This window comes from Clostridium sp. AM27-28 (genome assembly GCF_003480955.1).
GTDB classification, from domain to species: domain Bacteria; phylum Bacillota; class Clostridia; order Lachnospirales; family Lachnospiraceae; genus Otoolea; species Otoolea fessa.
In genome coordinates, this window is the sequence record NZ_QUJT01000005.1 from 115570 (window position 1) to 133848 (window position 18279).

An 18279-nucleotide genomic window follows, 5' to 3' on the forward strand; every position below is an offset into this window, starting at 1 on the left:
AGAAAAATTCAAAAATAGGGTTGACAACTTAAAAACATAGTGGTAAACTATGAAAAAATTAAATACAACACTACAAAGTCGATGAACAAAACGAGTACATACAGAGGTACATCACAGAGAGCCGGGCTTGGTGGAAACCGGTATGAAGGGCTGTATGGAATGGATTTGGGAGATGCGAGGTGAAAGAGTGATTCGAGTAGCTGCAGCCGTAACTCTGCGTTAAAGGGTAGGGTATCGAGAGCATATCTGATTTCGCATTATCAATCACGTTTATGTTTTCCGTACCGTAGAATGAGTCAGACTGGATGGCAGATATTTTCCATTATGTGAGAATATCTGCTTTTTTATATAAAGTTTGAAGGTCTGAGAACAGGGGTGGCACCACGATATTTGTTTATTCGTCCCCGGCGCAGGAGTTTGTCTGCGCCGGGGATTTTATATTTCGTTGGGAATCAAAATCAGCGAGAGCCAGGATGGCGGAAAGGGAGAGTATTATGAGAAAAATGAATGGATTTGGAATGATGGCAAAAAGAGGAACAGCAGCAGCGATGGCAGCGGCAATGGCACTGACGATGGCGGGCTGTGGCGGCTCGAATGCGGCAGAGACGACAGCAGCGGCTGATTCTGAGGCGGCTTCTGAAAATGGAGACGCATCGGAGGCAGCAGCCAGCGAGGCAAAGGGCGATATCAAGGTTGGCGTGATCCAGATGATTGATAACGGTGCATTTGCAGATATGCGAGATGGTTTCTCGGAGGAGCTGACTGAAAAATATACAGGTGGTAAAGTCGATATTGTTTACAAAAATGCACAGGGCGATGCGGCAGCGCTGAATACCATCTGCCAGGAGATGGCAGACAGCGGTGTTGACCTGATTGCAACGATTGCGACTCCGGCGACCCAGGCGATGGTAAACCTGGAGACGGATATTCCGGTATTCTTTATCGCTGTTTCCAATCCGGTCGGCGCGGGTGTCATTACCGATATGGAAAAGCCGGATAAGAATGCAACCGGTACTTCCAATGCGATTCCGGTTGAGGATATTTTCGCACTGAGCGATAAGCTGACACCAGATTGTAAGACCTACGGAATGTTGTATAATACAAGCGAGATCAATTCCGTCAGCACCGTGGAGAATGCAAAAAAATATTTAGACGATCAGGGACTTTCTTATAAAGAGGCGGTTGTTACGAACTCATCTGAAGTACAGCAGGCGGCACAGTCTTTAGCGGGTGAGGTTGACGCGATTTTCGTACCGAATGACAGTGTCATCCAGAGTGCAATGCCGATGGTAACGGAAGTGGCAAGAGATGCGAAGATTCCGGTATATGGAAGTTCCGCTGTTATGGTTGATTCCGGTGCATTTGCAACGATTGCGATTAGCGATACCGAGATCGGCGCACAGACCGCAGATATGGCACTGGAATACTTAAACGGAACTGCGATGGAGGATATTGCAGCTGTTGTGGTACCGGCTTCCAATATGGTAATCAATCAGGATACAGCCGATGCACTGGGAATCACATTCTCGGATGAGGTGCAGAACGAGGCAACCTTTGTAAAGGATGCGGAGTAAGATATATAGCAGTCTGGCTGGTACGCACATTCATTGATTGTGGAAATTTGCGGAGTAATTACAAACGAACTTGAAAATAGGAGGAAGCGCACATGACACTGGTGATCGGATCCCTGCAGTTGGGATTTTTATATGGAATACTGGCGCTTGGAATATACGTCACATTCCGCATTTTAAATATTCCGGATCTGACGGCGGAGGGGAGTTTTACGCTGGGACTGGCAGCCTCGGCGGTCTGCACGCTGGCGGGGCATCCGGTTGCCGGGATCGTGGCAGCAGCTATGGCCGGGGCGCTGGCAGGCTGTGTGACAGGCGTACTCCAGACGAAGATGGGGATTCATGCGGTATTAGCTGGCATCCTCACAATGTGCGGGCTTTACACCATCAACCTGATTGTGATGGGAAGCAGCCCGAATATTTCCCTCATCAATGTTCCGACCATATTTAAAGCGGCAGAAAGCCTGGGACTTTCAAAAGAGGCGGCAAGACTCGTGATTGCGATCACGGCAGCAGCAGTCTGCCTGGTGCTGCTGATTCTTTTCTTCCGGACGCATCTGGGACTTTGCATCCGGGCGACGGGCGATAATGAGGCGATGGTGAGCGCGTCCTCCATCAATGTAGACGCGATGAAAATCACGGCGCTGGCATTCAGCAATGCACTGGTAGCGGTCAGCGGCGGTCTGATTGCCCAGTATCAGGGATTTGCGGATGTAAATTCCGGTTCCGGTATGCTGGTCGTAGGTCTGGCATCGGTCATCATTGGCGAAGTGATTGTTGGAAAAAGAGGTCTGGAAATCGGATTTTTTTCCTCGATTTTCGGTTCGATCATCTACCGTTATATCATCGCAGCGGCAACCAAGAGCCAGATTTTTCCGGCATATGCGTTAAAACTGGTATCGGCGTGCATCGTAGCAGCGGCGCTGGCACTTCCGGCGATCCGTTATCAGATGGGGCTTTCAAAGATGAAGCGGACGAGAGAAAAAGATATGTGTAAATAATAACCTGGAAAGCAGTTACAAACAGGGATAAAAGATGGAGATGTACTATGTTAGATGTAAAACAGGCAACCAAAGTATTTTCCGCTGGTACGGCGAGCGAGCACCACGCTTTGAACGGACTGGACCTGCATCTGGATGATGGGGAGTTCGTGACGATCATCGGTTCCAACGGAGCGGGAAAATCGACGCTTTTTAATGCGATTTGCGGCAATTACTGGCTGGATCAGGGACAGATTTTCCTGGATGGTCAGGACATTACTTTTCTGTCGGAGCACCGCAGGGCGCGCCAGATCGGGCGCGTGTTCCAGGATCCGATGAAAGGAACGGCGCCGCATCTGACGATCGAGGAAAATCTGGCGCTGGCATATACCCGGAAAGATCGGAAGCCATTTCGAAGTGCGGTCCGCAAACAGGAAAAGGATCTATTCCGGACAGAGCTTGAGAAGTACCATATGGATCTGGAAAACCGTATGAAGACGAAGGTAGGGCTTCTGTCAGGTGGTCAGAGACAGGTTGTGACGCTTCTCATGTGTACGCTTGTCATGCCAAAGCTCCTTCTTCTGGATGAGCACACAGCGGCGCTTGACCCGGCGACGGCGGATAAGGTCATGGAGATCACGCGGTCGATTGTGTCGGAAAACCACCTGACGACGCTGATGATCACCCACAATCTATCGCAGGCGCTCACGACCGGAAATCGGACGATCATGCTCGATGAAGGGCGGATCATCCTGGATCTGGGCGGTGAGGAGAGAGCGAAAATGGGGGTAAATGACCTTTTAGACTGCTATGCGGAGAAAAAGAAGAAGGCATTTGATAATGACCGGATGATGCTGGCGTAGAAGATAAAACGAAATGGGGATGTAAAAAAATTCGATTGAGTTTTTACATCCCCATTTTGTTTAGGGACTTATTTCACAGCCCCTTAAATTTTTCTTAGAATACATCTAAATCCTGTCCATTTACAACGGCACCTTCATATCCGGCATCACGGATTTCCTGCAAAATGGCGGTGTTTCTGCGCGCCATCTCAGCCTCGACATCGCGGGTGTTGTCCTGGATTTCCATGTGATAGATACGGTGGTAGGTAACCAGAAGCCGCGGGTGCGCTTTGGCGGCAATCTTTGCCAGATCAACGCTGAGAGTGTGAACTTCCTGGTGGTATTTCTGCCATTTTGGCTCTCTGGCGGAGAGTCCGGCGGTGTACTCGACCTCATGGAGGAGAATATCGCAGCCTTCCGCTTTCTGCGCCACGATCTCAAGCGGAGCCGTGTCACCGCTGATCACGATCACCTTATCCGGCGTTGTAAACTTAAATCCGTAGCTTTCAAGCGTACCGTGGCTGACTGGAAATGCCTCAACCGTCACGCGGTCATCCTGATAAATGATACCAGGCTGGATATCGGTAGTTTCGACTTTGTAGCCATTTTCGTTGGCTTTTTCAAAGCCGTGGATACGGAAGTCGATGTCCGTCTCATATGCTTTTAAAATATGTTCGGTCATGTTCTGGATGCCTTTTGGACCGAATACTTTCAGCGGCTTTGGGCGTTCCAGCACCCACGGGGTAAAAATGAGATCCGGATAGCCGGCCGTGTGGTCGGTGTGCAGATGTGTGCAGAATGCGATCATCAGCTGGTCCGGGCGCAGGGCATCAATTCCCTGTTGGTATGCTTTCGCCGCCTGACGGACAACGCCAGGACCAAAATCTACAAGATAAGCGCGGTCGCCTACGACAACTGCGGAAGAAGGACCGCTGGCATTCGGGCAGGCATTCGGGGTACCGGTTCCGAGAAGTACAAGCTTTGTTTCCATCATAAATATTCATCTCCTAAATTCATATGTAATATATTTTGCGCGAAATCATGAAAAAAGTTCGGGCAAATTAGATGTGTTCAGCCTTTGCACAGGTAAACACTGTGTCAAAGGCTGCATATATGTTTCGATCCTTTTGTTTTCATCAAGTGAAAGGTTTAATTTTGAGCGTCGTCTGTATGCCGGATGGAGATTCCCGTAAATCCATAGAAAATACTGAACAAAGGTGTTAAGTACAGTAAGAACAGGTATGGGAAGAATACTGACCAGGCAACGCCGAGGGTTCCAGCCATGTATACACAGTAACCGTGCCACGGAATCATCGGACCGGATAAAGTACCTGCGTCCTCAAGGGTACGGGAAAGGATTTCTGGTGCGATTTTTCTGGATTTGAACAGCGGTTTCATCATATTTCCAGTCAGGACGTGGGACATCGGCTGGGAACAGCTGATTAAGCTGGTTACATAGCCGACTAAAAGGCTTGCTGCAATCAGGCTGCCATCGCTGTTGATGTGATTTACGATGGCGTTTAAGAGATTGCCGAGAACGCCGAGGCGATCCAGCATACCGCCCATACCAACTGCAAAGCAGATGATTGCCACATACTGAAGCATGCTGCTCATACCGCCGCGGTTTAAGATGGTCTGTAAAATACCTTCCTCAATGCTGGTACTGTATCCGTTGTAAGCAACACGGATGATACTCTGCAGAGTTGCGCCCTGATAGAAGAAAGAGACAGCTCCGGCGCAGATGGCGGAAAGACCAAGGGAGACAACCGCGTTTACTTTGCATAAAAGCAGAATAATGATTGCGATGGCTGGCAGCAGAGTGATGAAGCCAAGTTTAAACTCACCTTGCAGGGCATCGATGTATGTCAGAAGATTTCCAGTTTCATAGTTCCCTGAAGTCTGGCTGATGCCAAGAATTACAAAGAGAACCAGGCTGATGACAAAGGTCGGAAGCGTGGTCCAGAGCATGGAACGCACGTGGTCGTTTAATTTAGATCCAGCAACCGCTGGAGCCAGGTTGGTTGTGTCGGAAAGCGGGCTTAATTTGTCACCGAACATCGCGCCGCAGATGACAGCACCTGCCACCATGCCAGGATGGATGCCCATCGCGTTGCCGATTGCCATCATGGCAACACCGGCACTGCCGACGGAACCGTAGGAGGTTCCGGTCACAAGGCTTAATACGGCACAGAAAATCAGGGTCAGAGGCAGCAGCCAGGTCGGGTTGATCAGTTTTAAACCGCCGACAATGATGGTTGCAATCGTGCCGCTTTGCAGCCAGGTACCGATCATGACGCCGATTGCCATGAGCAGGCACAGGGTAGGAACGACAACCCGGATCGCGTCGTAAGCGCCGTTTACAACATGCTCATAATTTATGCGTAATACCTTACAAAACAGATAGATGATGATCCAGCTCATAAATAGTCCAATCATCGGTCCGCCCGTTTTCAGCCGGATGCAGACTGCAACCGCTCCGATGATCAGGAGCAGAAGCAGAAGCGACTGAGGCATGTTTAATTTTTTGTCTTCGCTCATAACATAGTTCCTCCCTAATGTGAAAGTCGTGCTTTTTTGAATTTAATGCGTTGAGGTTTAACGCGTTAAATTGTAAATTTATTTTCATTATACAGAATAATTCCGAAAAAATCAACCGTAGGAATAATAATTATTTGGCTCAAGGGGAGAGTATTCACGGGTAGGCACTTTTGGAACCGAAAGTGCCGTAAGAAAACGTGGTGGCAGCAGGAATTTGCCGTATTTAAATGCGAAGCCACGGCAAATTCCGTTACTGGGCACGTATGCGTGAACAGTAACGGAGAAGAGGTGCAGGTGATGTTCCGTGATGTGAAGAATTATGATATAATGAGCGCAAGTGAGCCAGAAAGCTGCTTGCAGATTTCTGGCGAACGGCGAATGGCGATCACGATAGCTGCGTCAGCAGCGGTAAGCATCGAAGATGCGAATCGTGATATAATGGCAGAATTACTTAAAAATTTGACAGGAGAATGTTATGGAACAGAGGATTCAGTTATCGGATCATTTCGGTTTTGGGAGATTGATCCGGTTTACAATTCCATCTATTTTAATGATGATTTTTACCTCCATTTACGGAGTGGTAGATGGATATTTTGTATCGAATTTTGTAGGAAAAACGCCGTTTGCGGCGGTCAATTTCATTATGCCGTTTCTGATGGTCGTAGGTGCCATGGGATTTATGTTCGGCACGGGTGGAAGTGCCCTGATCGCCCGGATTATGGGCGAGGGCAGGCGTGAGAAGGCGCAGGAGATTTTTTCCCTTCTGATCGCTGCGACCGTTGTTTCTGGTCTGGTAATTGCGGTTATCAGTATTCTGTTTTTACCGCAGATCGCTTCCTTTCTTGGCGCGAAGGGAGAGATGCTGGCGGACTGCATCCGGTATGGACGGATCATTCTGGTGGCGCTTCCGTTTTTAATGCTGCAGTATGCGTTTGGCAGCCTTTCTGTGACGGCGGAGAAGCCGAAGCTGGGGCTGATTGTAACGATCATTTCGGGTGTGCTCAATATGACGGGAGATGTTCTGTTCATGGGAGTGTTCCATTGGGGAATTGCCGGAGCGGCGATGGCGACTGCGATGGGACAGATCATAGGCGGAACGATACCGCTGGTTTATTTCCTGCGGAAGAACAGCAGCAGCCTGCGCCTTCGCAGACCAAAGTGGGATGGAGGAGCGCTCAGACGTGCCTGCACCAACGGTGTATCGGAATTGATGAGCAGTATTTCCATGTCCATTGTCGGCATGCTGTATAACGCGCAGCTGATGCGCTACGCGGGAGAAAACGGAGTCGCAGCTTACGGAACCATCATGTATGTGGACTTTATTTTCCTTGCGATTTTCATCGGTTATGCGACCGGCGTAGCTCCGGTTATCAGCTATCACTACGGCGCAGGAAATAAAAAGGAGCTAAATAACCTGCTAAAGCGCAGTGTGGTTCTGATCGCGGCGGCGTCTCTGAGCATGCTGCTGCTGTCCGAGGTGATGGCGGCACCGTTGGCAGCTATTTTCGTAGGATATGATGCCGGGCTTCTGGACATGACGGTACATGCGTATTCCATTTATGCGGTTTCGTTCTTATTCTGCGGTTTCTCCATTTTCAGTTCCGCCTTTTTTACGGCGCTGGGAGATGGACTGACCTCGGCGCTGATAGCTTTTTTGCGTACTCTTGTGTTTGAAAGTGCATCGGTTATCATTCTGCCGCTGCTCCTGGGCCTGAACGGAATCTGGGGCGCAATTATCGTGGCGGAGTGTATGTCCGTGACGGTGTCAGTTATCTTTTTGGTGGCGAAGAGAAAGAGGTATCAATATTTTTAGACGCAACGGATTAATAACCGGCTGGATGGTATGATTTTTAGATCCCTTTCTAAAATCGGAAAAGCAAGTGGTGCACTGGAAAAGCCGCCGAAGCATAAACTATCAGTAAGTAAGCTTCAGGGTGGCTTTTTCTTTGCATACATTTCCAAAGCCTTTGACACCTGGAGAGGAACGGTCCTGTCTGGAACGCATGAAAGAGGGAGACCATGAGGCACGCAATACTCTGATAGAGCGAAATTTACGGCTGGTGGCGCATGTGACCAGAAAATATCAGGGTACAGATTATGAAATGGAAGATCTCCTGTCGATTGGCACCATCGGGCTCATTAAAGCGGTCAATACGTTTCATCCGGAGCGGGGATCGCGGTTGGCGACATATGCGGCGAAATGTATTGAGAATGAGATTCTGATGACCTTCCGTGCTGGTAAAAAATATGCAAAGGATATCTCGTTATATGACCCGATCGGGGTAGATAAAGATGGAGAAACCGTCAGCCGGATGGATGTGCTGGAGGCAGAAGGAAAAGAAGTTCTGGAAACCATTATTTTAAAGCAGGAAATTGAACAGCTTTACCGCGCCTATGAAGCGTGTTTAAAAGAAACAGAGAAAATCGTCTTACGCAGCCGGTACGGGCTGTTTGGCGGAAAGGAACAGACGCAGCGGGAGATTGCCGCCAGACTTGGGATTTCGCGTTCTTATGTGAGCCGGATCGAGAAGCGGGCGCTGGAAAAAATGCGGCGGGGATTTGCGGAACACAAATAAAGAACAGAAAAAGCGGCTGGCAGATGTTAGGATGGACATCTGTCAGCCGCTTTTGTCATGTAATAGGAAATTTCCTGGAATTCCCTATTACACAAAAAGGCGCTAACGTGCCAATGATGCGCACTCGCGCGAAGCAGAAACATGTCGCAAGCGACCGCGCTCGGCGCGAGAATGTGCCAAGCACATTCTTTTTCATCTCTTAGTCCTCAGCGTCCCGATATCCATTCGGGTTCATCGACTGCCATTTCCAGGAGTCAGCACACATCTCCTCGATGCCGTACTGAGCTTCCCAGCCGAGTTCATTTTTTGCTTTGGTAGCATCGGAGTAGCAGGTTGCGATATCGCCGGCGCGGCGCGGCTTGATTTCATAAGGAATTGTTTTGCCGCAGGCTTTTTCGTAAGCCTTGACAACATCGAGTACGCTGTAGCCTTTGCCGGTGCCGAGGTTGTAGATATATACGTCTGGCTTATCGTTAAATTTCTGGAGTGCTTTTACATGACCGACTGCAAGGTCAACTACGTGGATGTAATCGCGCACACCGGTTCCGTCCGGAGTCGGGTAATCATTGCCGAAGACACCGAGGCATTTCAGCTTGCCGACAGCAACCTGTGCGATATAAGGAACCAGGTTGTTCGGGATTCCCTTCGGATCCTCGCCGATCAGACCGCTCTTGTGTGCACCGATTGGGTTGAAGTAGCGGAGCAGAACGACATTCCATTCCGGATCTGCCACGTGCAGGTCAGTTAAAATCTGCTCAAGCATTCCCTTTGTCTGACCGTAAGGGTTTGTGATTTTGCCTTTCGGGCATTCTTCGGTGATCGGGACGAATGCCGGATCTCCGTATACGGTAGCGGAGGAGCTGAAAATGATTTTCTTGACGCCATGATTGCGCATTACGTCGCAGAGAATCAGGGTTCCGGTGATATTGTTGTGGTAATATTCCAGTGGCTTCGCAACGGATTCCCCGACTGCCTTTAAGCCTGCAAAATGAATGACCGAATCGATGGATTCTTTCTCAAAAATCTCATTGACTGCCTCGCGATCCAGCATATCTGCCTTGTAAAAGGTTACATGCTTGCCGGTGATTTTCTCCACGCGGCGCAGCGCTTCCTCACTGGCATTGTAAAGGTTGTCCATGACAACAACCTCATATCCGGCGTTTAAAAGTTCGATGCAGGTATGACTGCCGATGTAACCGGCGCCTCCAGTAACTAAAATAGCCATTGTAAACTCCTCCTTCATCCTACCTATAAGAATAATTCATTCTATACCTTCAATCTTTCTTTATTATAAACGCGGCTTGCGAGGAAAACAATCGGAAATATTGTCATGTGTTATCGAAATTATATTTTAAGAGGAAATTTAACAATGCTTTGCGTAGATTGGAAAGGCTCGGATATAGTGTGCATGACAATAGAATGTGTGTTCGAAAAACAGCTTGCATTTAAAAAGAGAGTGTGATATGATAAGTACAGAACTAATGTTCGAGAAACGGGAGGAGGCAGAATCTCATGCTGATACAGGAAAATCTTTCAATCGAAGAAAAGTTAAGTATTTTATCGGATGCGGCAAAGTATGACGCCGCCTGCACCTCCAGCGGCGTGGGTAGAAAGGGAAAGGAAGGCTTTCTTGGAAACAGCCGGGTGGACGGCATCTGCCACAGTTTTGCTTCGGATGGGCGCTGTATCTCCCTGCTGAAAATTTTGTTTACGAACCAGTGCATTTATGACTGTCATTACTGTGTCAACCGGCGGAGCAATGACACGGTTCGCACCTCCTTTACGCCGGAGGAGGTTTGCCGTCTGACGATGGAATTTTACCGGCGCAACTATGTAGAAGGATTGTTTTTAAGCTCCGGCGTGCTGGACACGCCGGATCACACGATGGAACTACTGTATCAGACCTTGTACCGGCTTCGCCGCATCCATCGGTTTAACGGCTATATCCATGTGAAAGCAATTCCGGGGGCAGATCCGGAGCTGATTGAGAGAGTAGGCTTTCTGGCGGACCGTATGAGTGTGAATCTGGAGCTTCCGACGGCTGATGGTCTGGCGCGCCTGGCGCCGGGAAAGACGCGGGACAAGATACTGCGCCCGATGCGTCAGATCCAGACCGGGATCGCGAGACAGCTGGATCAGGAAGGACGCCTGGAGAGCAGAGGAGCATGGATTCCGCAGAAAGAGCGCGGAGAAATTCAGATTCCGGGAGACGGGAGATATGGAATTGGTGGTAAAGCGATAGGAAAAGGGGAAAGGGAATGTCTGCAGGCTGACAAGGGAATTCTGAGCCTGAATAAGAGGGAGTGGGGGCAGGGTGGAGACAGTGTAAAAGGATTTATGAGGTCGAAAGAACCGGGGAGAATGGATGAAAGGGTTGAAAGGACACATACACCGGAGATCCCCCGTGTCATCCCAGGACGATCGATCTATGGCAGTTTCGGACTGGGAAATATCTCAAACCGCAAGAATTATTTCGTCCCTGGCGGTCAGAGCACACAGCTCATTGTCGGGGCGACTCCGGAGAGTGATTATCAGATGGTTGCGGTCGCGGAAGCGCTGTATCGGAATTTTGGATTAAAGAGGGTCTTTTATTCGGCGTTTATCAAGGTGAATGAGGACAGCCTGCTTCCGGATCTTCCGGACGGACCGCCGCTTCTGCGGGAACACCGTCTGTACCAGGCGGACTGGCTGATGCGCTACTACGGCTTCCGGGCATCGGAACTTCTGAGTGAAAAGCACCCTAATTTTAATGTGTTTCTGGATCCGAAGTGCGACTGGGCGCTGCAGAATCTGGGTGAGTTTCCGGTGGAGGTAAACCGGGCACCGTATGAGATGCTTCTGCGGGTTCCGGGCATCGGGGTAAAGTCTGCGATGCGGATTGTCGCTGCGAGAAAGCAGACGGCGCTTCGGTTTGAAGATTTGAAAAAGATGGGAGTTGTGTTGAAGCGGGCGGTATACTTCATTACCTGTTCAGGGCGGATGATGTACCCGGTGCAGATCCATGAGGATGCGATCGCGGCACAGCTAGTCAGTGAAGAAAAGCGGAAGCAGTGGCAGCTGTCACAGAGCGGGCTGTACCGCCAGATGTCGTTGTTTGATGATTTTCATATGGCGCAGGTATGAAACGAACGGAGGAGAGAAAAATGGTTGTATTTGTATGTGAAGACAGTCCGGAAGGCATATTCACAGGAGTATATGATGCCTGGAGCAGCCGCTTGGGGCATGAGAACGTGCGGCTGGAAGTACAGGGCGAATATAATTACAGCCTGTTTTCGGAGTACCGGGAGGTGGCGGTGGATCAGCTCAAGGCGCAGAAAGTCGTGCGCTCGGTGCGCAGATCCCTGTCAGAACTGGCGTACAGCTGGATTTACCGCACGGCACTGAGTGAACGGGAGGATCGGGCAGAGGCGGTCTACCGGTTTCTGGTCTGTGGATTTGGCGCAGGGGCAGCAGGGAGACGTATCACGGACAATTTACAGATACCGGCGGTGCAGACAGTCTTTCAGATCAACCGCGCGGTTGCCAATGAAGCGCATTTGCAGATAGAATTTATGCGGTTTGCGGAATATTCCGATCAGGTACTGTTTTCTGAGATTGGTCCGAAAAACCGGGTGACGGCATTGCTGATGCCGTATTTTACGGATCGCCTGCCATCGGAACCATTTATTATCTATGATAAAAATCATCAGGAAGCGGGAGTCTGGACAGGAAAGGGGCGGTGGTATATGATGCGCGGGGCTGAGACAGAACCCCTGCAGGCGCTTTCCGGGAAAACCGATCAGAGCGAATATGCGGCGCTCTGGAGTGCATTTTTTCATCAGATAGGAATTAAGGAGCGGGAAAATCCAGCCTGCCAGCGAACGCGCCTGCCGCTTCGCTACCGGAAATATATGACGGAATTTCAGTCCGGTTCCAACCGTTCAAATTTGGCTAAATTGTGAACAAATCGTAAACACAAAATCGGGAAAATTGTTCATAAAGAAACGAAAAAAGAATAGAAATAAGCTGGAAACTGGGAAAAAGCAGCATTGAAACGAGAAAACTGCCGCATATATATTAAGATTTAAAGACTTAAAAAAATGATGTAAAACCAACAGAAACAAGGATTTTTCTTACGAAAACTTTCGTTTTTTGTAAGAAATATGGGATTTATTTAGTGAATGTTAATTATCTGTTCATATTTTGGACATAATTTGTTTTTATTATAAGTCCTGTACCGATGAGGTACAAGAAAACATAAATCGTATGTTTTAAAGAGGAGAGAATAATTATGAGAAAGAATCTTACAAAAACAGCAGCAATCTTAGTTATGAGTGCAATGGTAGCAGCATCTGCTCTGACCGCTTGCGGCAGCAAAGCAGAGGAGACAACTGCAGCAGCAGAGGAGACTGTAGCAGCAGAAGAGACTGAGGCAGTTGAGGAGACTGAGGCTGAAACAGAAGAGACTGAGGAAGTTTCCGAGGAAGAGACCGAAGAGGCATCTGAGGAAGAGACTGAGGCAGCTGAGGAGACTGAGGCTGAAACAGAAGAGACTGAGGCAGCTGAGGAGACACAGGCTCAGTAATCAATCTTTGATTGCAGAAGTTTGTTTCTATTCGGATATAACCAAAAAGGTTGTTAAGAAAATCGTAAGAGGGCAGTCGGTTGACAATCGACTGCCCTTTTTGTATACTATAACTGTATTAAATGAACTAATACACTTATGATTTTTGATACAGGGCAGAATGGAGGAAAGGAGAATGTGAGCATGATTCTGATTGATTATAAAGATCGACGACCTCTCTATGAGCAGATTGTTGAGAAGCTGTCGGATCTGATGGTCCGGGGGATTTTGGAGCAGGACAGTCAGCTTCCATCCGTGCGGAGTCTGGCAACGGAGTTGTCGATGAATCCGAATACGATCCAGCGGGCGTATGCAGAGCTGGAACGCCAGGGATATATTTATTCGGTTAAGGGCAGGGGCAGTTTTGTGGCGGATAACCGGCAGATTCGGGAGAGGAAGCGGCAGGAGATCTGGGATCAGCTGGAACTTCTGATCCGGGATGCAAAAGGAACCGGCATCACGATGCTGGAGTTCCAGGAGCAGGTCATCCAGAGCTATGGAAGTGAGGAAGGAGGAAACAGGAATGATAAAGGCTGAGAACCTGACGAAGCGTTTTTATGATACAGTGGCAGTCGATCATATCCATGCGGAGATTCACAATGGAAGTGTCTTTGGTCTGATTGGAACCAACGGCGCCGGAAAAAGTACTTTTTTGCGGATGGCAGCCGGTATTTTAAAGCCGGACGAAGGAAGCGTTACGGTTGATGATGAGACGGTATTTGAGAATACAAAGGTAAAGGCACGGTGCTTTTATATCCCGGATGAGCCGTATTTCTTAAGCAATGGAACGGCGGAAGATATGAAGGTGTTTTATCAGGGGATTTATCCGAAGTTTGATGCAGCCCGGTTTGATAAACTGCTAAAGAATTTTGAACTGGAAAGCCGGCGGAAGGTGCAGACCTTTTCGAAGGGTATGAAAAAACAGCTCGCTGTGCTGCTGGGCATTTGCGCGGGAACCGATTATCTGTTCTGCGACGAGACGTTTGACGGGCTGGATCCGGTCATGCGGCAGACGGTCAAGAGTCTTTTTGCCAATGATATCGAGGAGCGGAACCTCACGCCGGTTATCGCCTCCCATAATCTGCGGGAGCTGGAAGATATCTGCGACCATGTAGGTCTGCTTCACAAGGGAGGAATGCTTCTCTCAAAGGATCTGGACGATATGAAGTTAAATATTCACAAGATTCAGTGTGTGCTTCCGGCGGGAGTGGGGAGCAGCGATTTGCAGGGAATCGATATTATAAAGACGGAACAGAGGGGAAGTCTCCTGACGCTTACCGTGCGCGGAAAACGGGAAGAAATTCAGACAATTTTACAGGCGTATCATCCGGTGTTTTTTGAAATGATACCGCTTTCCCTGGAAGAGATCTTTATCAGTGAAACGGAGGTGGCTGGTTATGACATCAAAAGGCTTGTTTTTTAAATATATGAGAGAAAATACGAAGCAGCGTCTCTGGAGCGTGGCGCTTACCGCACTTTTGTGCTTTTTTCTGTTTCCGGTCCTGACAGCGCTGGAAACCAGCATAATGCTGCGTCCGGATAACTTGTCTAAAGATCTGAGCGTCGAAGCGGCGTTAGCAGAAGCAAAATTAAAGCTGACCAATGAGATGCTGAATATGTATTCGATCCAGAATGCAATGCTGGTATTTATCCTGATTGTGGCGGCAGTGGTGCTGGCAGCGTCCGGTTTTTCGTATCTCCATTCGAAAAAGAAAACGGATTTTTTTCACAGCCTTCCGATCAGCCGTGAAATGCTTTATACTGTGACCTGCCTGGACGGTATCCTGTATCTGGCAGTCCCGTATCTGGTATTTCTGCTGGCGGCAGGAGTGATGCTGCAGGTAAAGGGCGCACCATTTTCATGGGGAACCCTGTTGATTGGGTATGTACAGCATATGTGCTTTTTTACACTGGTGTACATGACGGTTGTGCTGGCAGTGATTCTGACAGGCAATCTGATCGTGGGTTTACTGGGAACCGGCGTGCTTTTTAGCTGGGGACCGGGTGTGGCTGCAGTGGTATCGACGTATTTTTCCGAATACTTCATGACGTTTTATGACAATGGCAATTTCCTGCTGCGCTGGTGCGAGCGGACCTCACCGGTTTTCTGGTACGGCACGGCAACTGGTTCGGATCATCCTACCCGGATGGCAGTCATTGCATTGGCAGTGGCAGCCCTGCTCTTTGGCCTGGGAATGTTCCTGTACCGGAAACGCCCGTCTGAGGCGGCGGGAAGAGCGATGGCATTTAAGGTAAGTGAGCCGGTGATCCGTTTCCTTCTGGTTGTGCCGATCACGCTGTTTTCCGGAATGATTTTCCGGTCAATCCTGAATGATGATATCTGGACCGTGTTTGGCTTGATCTGCGGACTGCTCATCACCAGCTGCCTGATCGAAATTATCTATCATTTCGATTTTAAGAGCTTGTTTGCGCATAAGAGACAGCTTGTCATCAGTGCGGTGGCAGTGGCAGCCATTTTCTTAGGGTTCCGCCTGGATGTGGCAGGATATGACAGCTATCTGCCGGATGATGACAAGGTTGCATACGCGGGTATTTACTGTGATGCACTGGACAACAATGCGGTAGGGGCTTACCATGTGACTCCGAGAATGTATAGGGATGGCTACAGTGCTGGAATGGAATGGGCGTCCCAGGGAGATGTGGCAGATAAAATGCAGATCTCGGATGAGGATGGAATCCGTGTCCTGCGGGAAATTGGCGCGCAGGGCATCGAGACAGCTTCCAGACAGCGGAAGCATTTGAACGGCGGACAGGATTGGATGAGTGAGGCGGATCTGGATTCACGCTATGATTCGATCGTGCTGTCCTGGCATCTGAACAATGGAAAAACCGTTTACCGTAATTACCGCACGATCAATGTATCGGAGCTGCGGGAACAGCTAGATTCCATTTATGAAAATCAGAGCTATAAACTGGGAATGTACCCGGTGCTGTCCCTACAGGCAGACGATGCCGCAGGCATCAATTACAAAGAGGAAGAGGACTGCAGCCATGTGAAGCTTCCGGATGAGCAGACGAAGGTGGCACTTCTTGCTGCATACCAGAAAGAGCTGATGGCTCTGACGCCGGATATGCGCCGGGAGGAGATGCCGATCGCGGAGATTCAGTTTAAGACAAATGAGATGCAGGCGATGATTGATGTGATTCGTAAAAATGGCGGCTATTATGACACATTTAACCAGTTTGATTATTATCCGATTTATCCGTCCTTCCAGGAGACGATCGCGATTCTGGAACAGTGTGGTACCGAGGTCGGCAGCAAGGTGACACCGGAAAACACAGAAAAAATCGTGCTTCAGTATCAGGGCGGCAAGATTCCGGAGGATCAGCTGGCACCGGCAGATACAGAGCTTGGAAAACGCCAGCGGGAGTATCTTCAGAATGACAGCAGACGCGAGGTAACGATTACAGATCCGGAACAGATTGCAGAAATTCTTGCAAACTCCGCTTCGGATGATATGGTGCAGATCAATCAAATGGCGGAGGCATATCAGGGGATCAATATTGCAGTATATGTGTCCAGTACAGAGGACACAGGGGCAGTTTCAGAGGATGATTTGAGGGATTCGGTAAATTCAATGGAGGAAAATGAGATAGGTCAGACATATACGGTGGATGCCGGTCAGAATGCCCTGTATGATGGGGAATATGCGGCGGACTATGAAATGGATGAATCGGGTCAGTATGGCATCTACCAGCGCTCATTCCGCTATGGCAAGGTTCCGGAGTTTGTGAAATCGACCTTCGGCCTGACACCGGAATTGATGCGGCTGAACCGGGTGTTTGCGTATTAAAAAAGCTGCCTGGAGTTGATTCAGGGATGCAAAAGATTGACTTTCTCCCCCGTAGGGGCTAAAATAAAGGGAAACGTAGCGGTTCAGCCGGTTTATGTATTTGATGCAAAAACCGGCTGAATCGTTATGAGAAAATATCAGACGCTTTGGTTTTGCATGAACCTGCCTTTGGATTTAGAACAGCGATGCGCTGTCCCATCAGGCAGAACAAAATTTGAGGCGTACATATCCCGCAGAGGAGGAAGAAATATGGCATTTTTCGATGAACTTGGAAAGGTGATCAGCGATAAGAGCAAGGAAGCTGCGAACCGGGTAAAGGACATCACAGGCGTATTACAGCTGAAATCGAAGCTGTCCGCCGAGAAAGATAAGATTAATAAGGCATATATCACACTGGGAAAAGCATACTATGACAGACATGAGGGCGAGCTGGAAGGGAAATTTGCAGATGAGTTCCACACTATCCAGGCAGGGCTTGTGAAGATTGCGTCCCTGGAGGATGAGATTGCCGAGTTAGAGGGCACAAGAGTCTGCGCGGAGTGCGGCGCAAAGGTGGAGAAAAATGCGGCATTCTGCAGCCGGTGCGGTGCGCCGATGGATTCGACGACATCTGCAGATGTGCATGAGCCGGAAGAACCAGAGGAGATGCAGGAGACTATCTTTGAAGAGAAGGATGAAGCTGCAGCAGATAAGGCGGTTGACAACGCAGAAACAGAAGGCACGGCTGGCCCAGACGCGGATTCCGCGGATGCTTCGGACTCTGTTTCGGAGAACACCACCGATACTGCGGCACAGAATGAAAATAACAGCGGGGAGCAGGCATAATTTATGGATTCACTGGTACAATGGTTTACAGCTAATTTATCCGGAGTCATATCGAAGGAGGCAATTATCTTCATTATCTCGATGATTCCGATTCTGGAACTTCGAGGCGGGCTTCTGGCTGCGTCACCGGCACTCTTAAACGTGCCGATCCTGCGGGCGATCCCGATCTGTATCGTGGGAAATATCCTGCCGATCCCGTTTATCCTGCTTCTGATCCGCCATGTGCTGGAGTGGATGAAGAAGGTTCCGTGTTTCCGTGGTATTGCGCTGTGGCTGGAACGCAAAGCGATGAGCAAAAAAGGGCAGATCGAGAAATATGAGTTCTGGGGGCTGATGCTCTTTGTCGGCATCCCGCTTCCGGGAACCGGCGCATGGACAGGCGCGCTGGTGGCATCCCTGCTCCACATGAAATTTGGCAAGGCATTTGGCGCGATTTTAGTCGGTATCGCGCTGGCGACGGTGATTATGTCGATTCTGTCCTACGGCGTGCTGGGCGTGCTGTTTGGATGATGCGCAGATAAAAATGGAA

The 18279-nt window shown here is 49.2% G+C and carries 16 protein-coding genes and 1 other annotated feature; of the genes, 13 read left to right on the top strand and 3 right to left on the bottom strand.

All coding sequences use genetic code 11. The annotated features are described in order from the left end of the window. Positions 1-72: 72 nt before the first annotated feature. Positions 73-409, top strand: a binding site (T-box leader). 85 nt (positions 410-494) lie between these two features. The 3 genes from DW720_RS07335 to DW720_RS07345 all read left to right on the top strand — a co-directional run bounded on the left by DW720_RS07335 (position 495) and on the right by DW720_RS07345 (position 3414). Next, positions 495-1574, top strand: coding sequence for an ABC transporter substrate-binding protein (locus tag DW720_RS07335; protein WP_243099715.1), 1080 nt, complete (start codon positions 495-497; stop codon positions 1572-1574). Between the two features lie 92 nt (positions 1575-1666). Further along, the gene (locus DW720_RS07340) at positions 1667-2572 is read left to right on the top strand and encodes an ABC transporter permease (RefSeq protein WP_118749444.1); all 906 of its coding nucleotides are present in this window, start codon (positions 1667-1669) and stop codon (positions 2570-2572) included. 47 nt (positions 2573-2619) lie between these two features. Next, positions 2620-3414, top strand: a complete 795-nt coding sequence (locus DW720_RS07345) for an ATP-binding cassette domain-containing protein (RefSeq protein ID WP_117796464.1) — start codon at positions 2620-2622, stop codon at positions 3412-3414. A gap of 94 nt (positions 3415-3508) precedes the next feature. Here DW720_RS07345 and DW720_RS07350 read toward each other — a convergent pair whose 3' ends face one another. Together DW720_RS07350 and nhaC are read right to left on the bottom strand one after the other, a co-directional pair. Beyond that, a complete protein-coding gene (locus DW720_RS07350) occupies positions 3509-4387 on the bottom strand; it encodes an MBL fold metallo-hydrolase (protein ID WP_118749445.1) in 879 nt (292 codons plus the stop codon). A 155-nt stretch (positions 4388-4542) separates the two neighbouring features. Then, complete coding sequence (nhaC, locus tag DW720_RS07355) at positions 4543-5931, bottom strand: Na+/H+ antiporter NhaC (RefSeq protein WP_118749446.1); 1389 nt, start codon at positions 5929-5931, stop codon at positions 4543-4545. A 475-nt stretch (positions 5932-6406) separates the two neighbouring features. Between nhaC and DW720_RS07360 the strand changes: the two genes are divergently transcribed. Then, positions 6407-7744: an MATE family efflux transporter gene (locus tag DW720_RS07360; protein ID WP_118749447.1), complete on the top strand. Its 1338-nt coding sequence runs from the start codon at positions 6407-6409 to the stop codon at positions 7742-7744. Between the two features lie 133 nt (positions 7745-7877). Next, complete coding sequence (gene sigK, locus DW720_RS07365; protein ID WP_022358454.1) at positions 7878-8507, top strand: RNA polymerase sporulation sigma factor SigK; 630 nt, start codon at positions 7878-7880, stop codon at positions 8505-8507. A gap of 199 nt (positions 8508-8706) precedes the next feature. Here sigK and galE read toward each other — a convergent pair whose 3' ends face one another. Beyond that, on the bottom strand, positions 8707-9732 hold the full coding sequence (gene galE, locus DW720_RS07370; protein WP_117795725.1) for a UDP-glucose 4-epimerase GalE: 1026 nt from the start codon (positions 9730-9732) through the stop codon (positions 8707-8709). Positions 9733-10019: 287 nt separating this feature from the next. Between galE and DW720_RS07375 the strand changes: the two genes are divergently transcribed. From DW720_RS07375 to DW720_RS07410, 8 genes are all read left to right on the top strand, one after another. After that, entirely contained in the window at positions 10020-11630 is a 1611-nt protein-coding gene (locus DW720_RS07375; RefSeq protein ID WP_118749448.1) for a putative DNA modification/repair radical SAM protein, read from the top strand. 20 nt (positions 11631-11650) lie between these two features. After that, positions 11651-12448 (top strand): TIGR03915 family putative DNA repair protein, encoded by a 798-nt coding sequence (locus tag DW720_RS07380; RefSeq protein WP_118472871.1) that lies wholly within the window; start codon positions 11651-11653, stop codon positions 12446-12448. 329 nt (positions 12449-12777) lie between these two features. Further along, positions 12778-13071 (top strand): hypothetical protein, encoded by a 294-nt coding sequence (locus DW720_RS07385; RefSeq protein ID WP_118472870.1) that lies wholly within the window; start codon positions 12778-12780, stop codon positions 13069-13071. A gap of 183 nt (positions 13072-13254) precedes the next feature. Beyond that, complete coding sequence (locus DW720_RS07390; RefSeq protein WP_107000076.1) at positions 13255-13647, top strand: GntR family transcriptional regulator; 393 nt, start codon at positions 13255-13257, stop codon at positions 13645-13647. Beyond that, positions 13634-14533: an ABC transporter ATP-binding protein gene (locus tag DW720_RS07395; protein WP_022358565.1), complete on the top strand. Its 900-nt coding sequence runs from the start codon at positions 13634-13636 to the stop codon at positions 14531-14533. Before DW720_RS07390 ends, DW720_RS07395 begins: the two co-directional genes overlap by 14 nt. Continuing rightward, entirely contained in the window at positions 14508-16925 is a 2418-nt protein-coding gene (locus DW720_RS07400; protein ID WP_118472869.1) for a DUF6449 domain-containing protein, read from the top strand. Before DW720_RS07395 ends, DW720_RS07400 begins: the two co-directional genes overlap by 26 nt. A 249-nt stretch (positions 16926-17174) precedes the next feature. Continuing rightward, positions 17175-17750, top strand: coding sequence for a zinc ribbon domain-containing protein (locus DW720_RS07405; protein ID WP_118472868.1), 576 nt, complete (start codon positions 17175-17177; stop codon positions 17748-17750). A 3-nt stretch (positions 17751-17753) separates the two neighbouring features. Next, positions 17754-18260, top strand: a complete 507-nt coding sequence (locus DW720_RS07410; protein ID WP_022358562.1) for a small multi-drug export protein — start codon at positions 17754-17756, stop codon at positions 18258-18260. Positions 18261-18279: the final 19 nt, after the last annotated feature.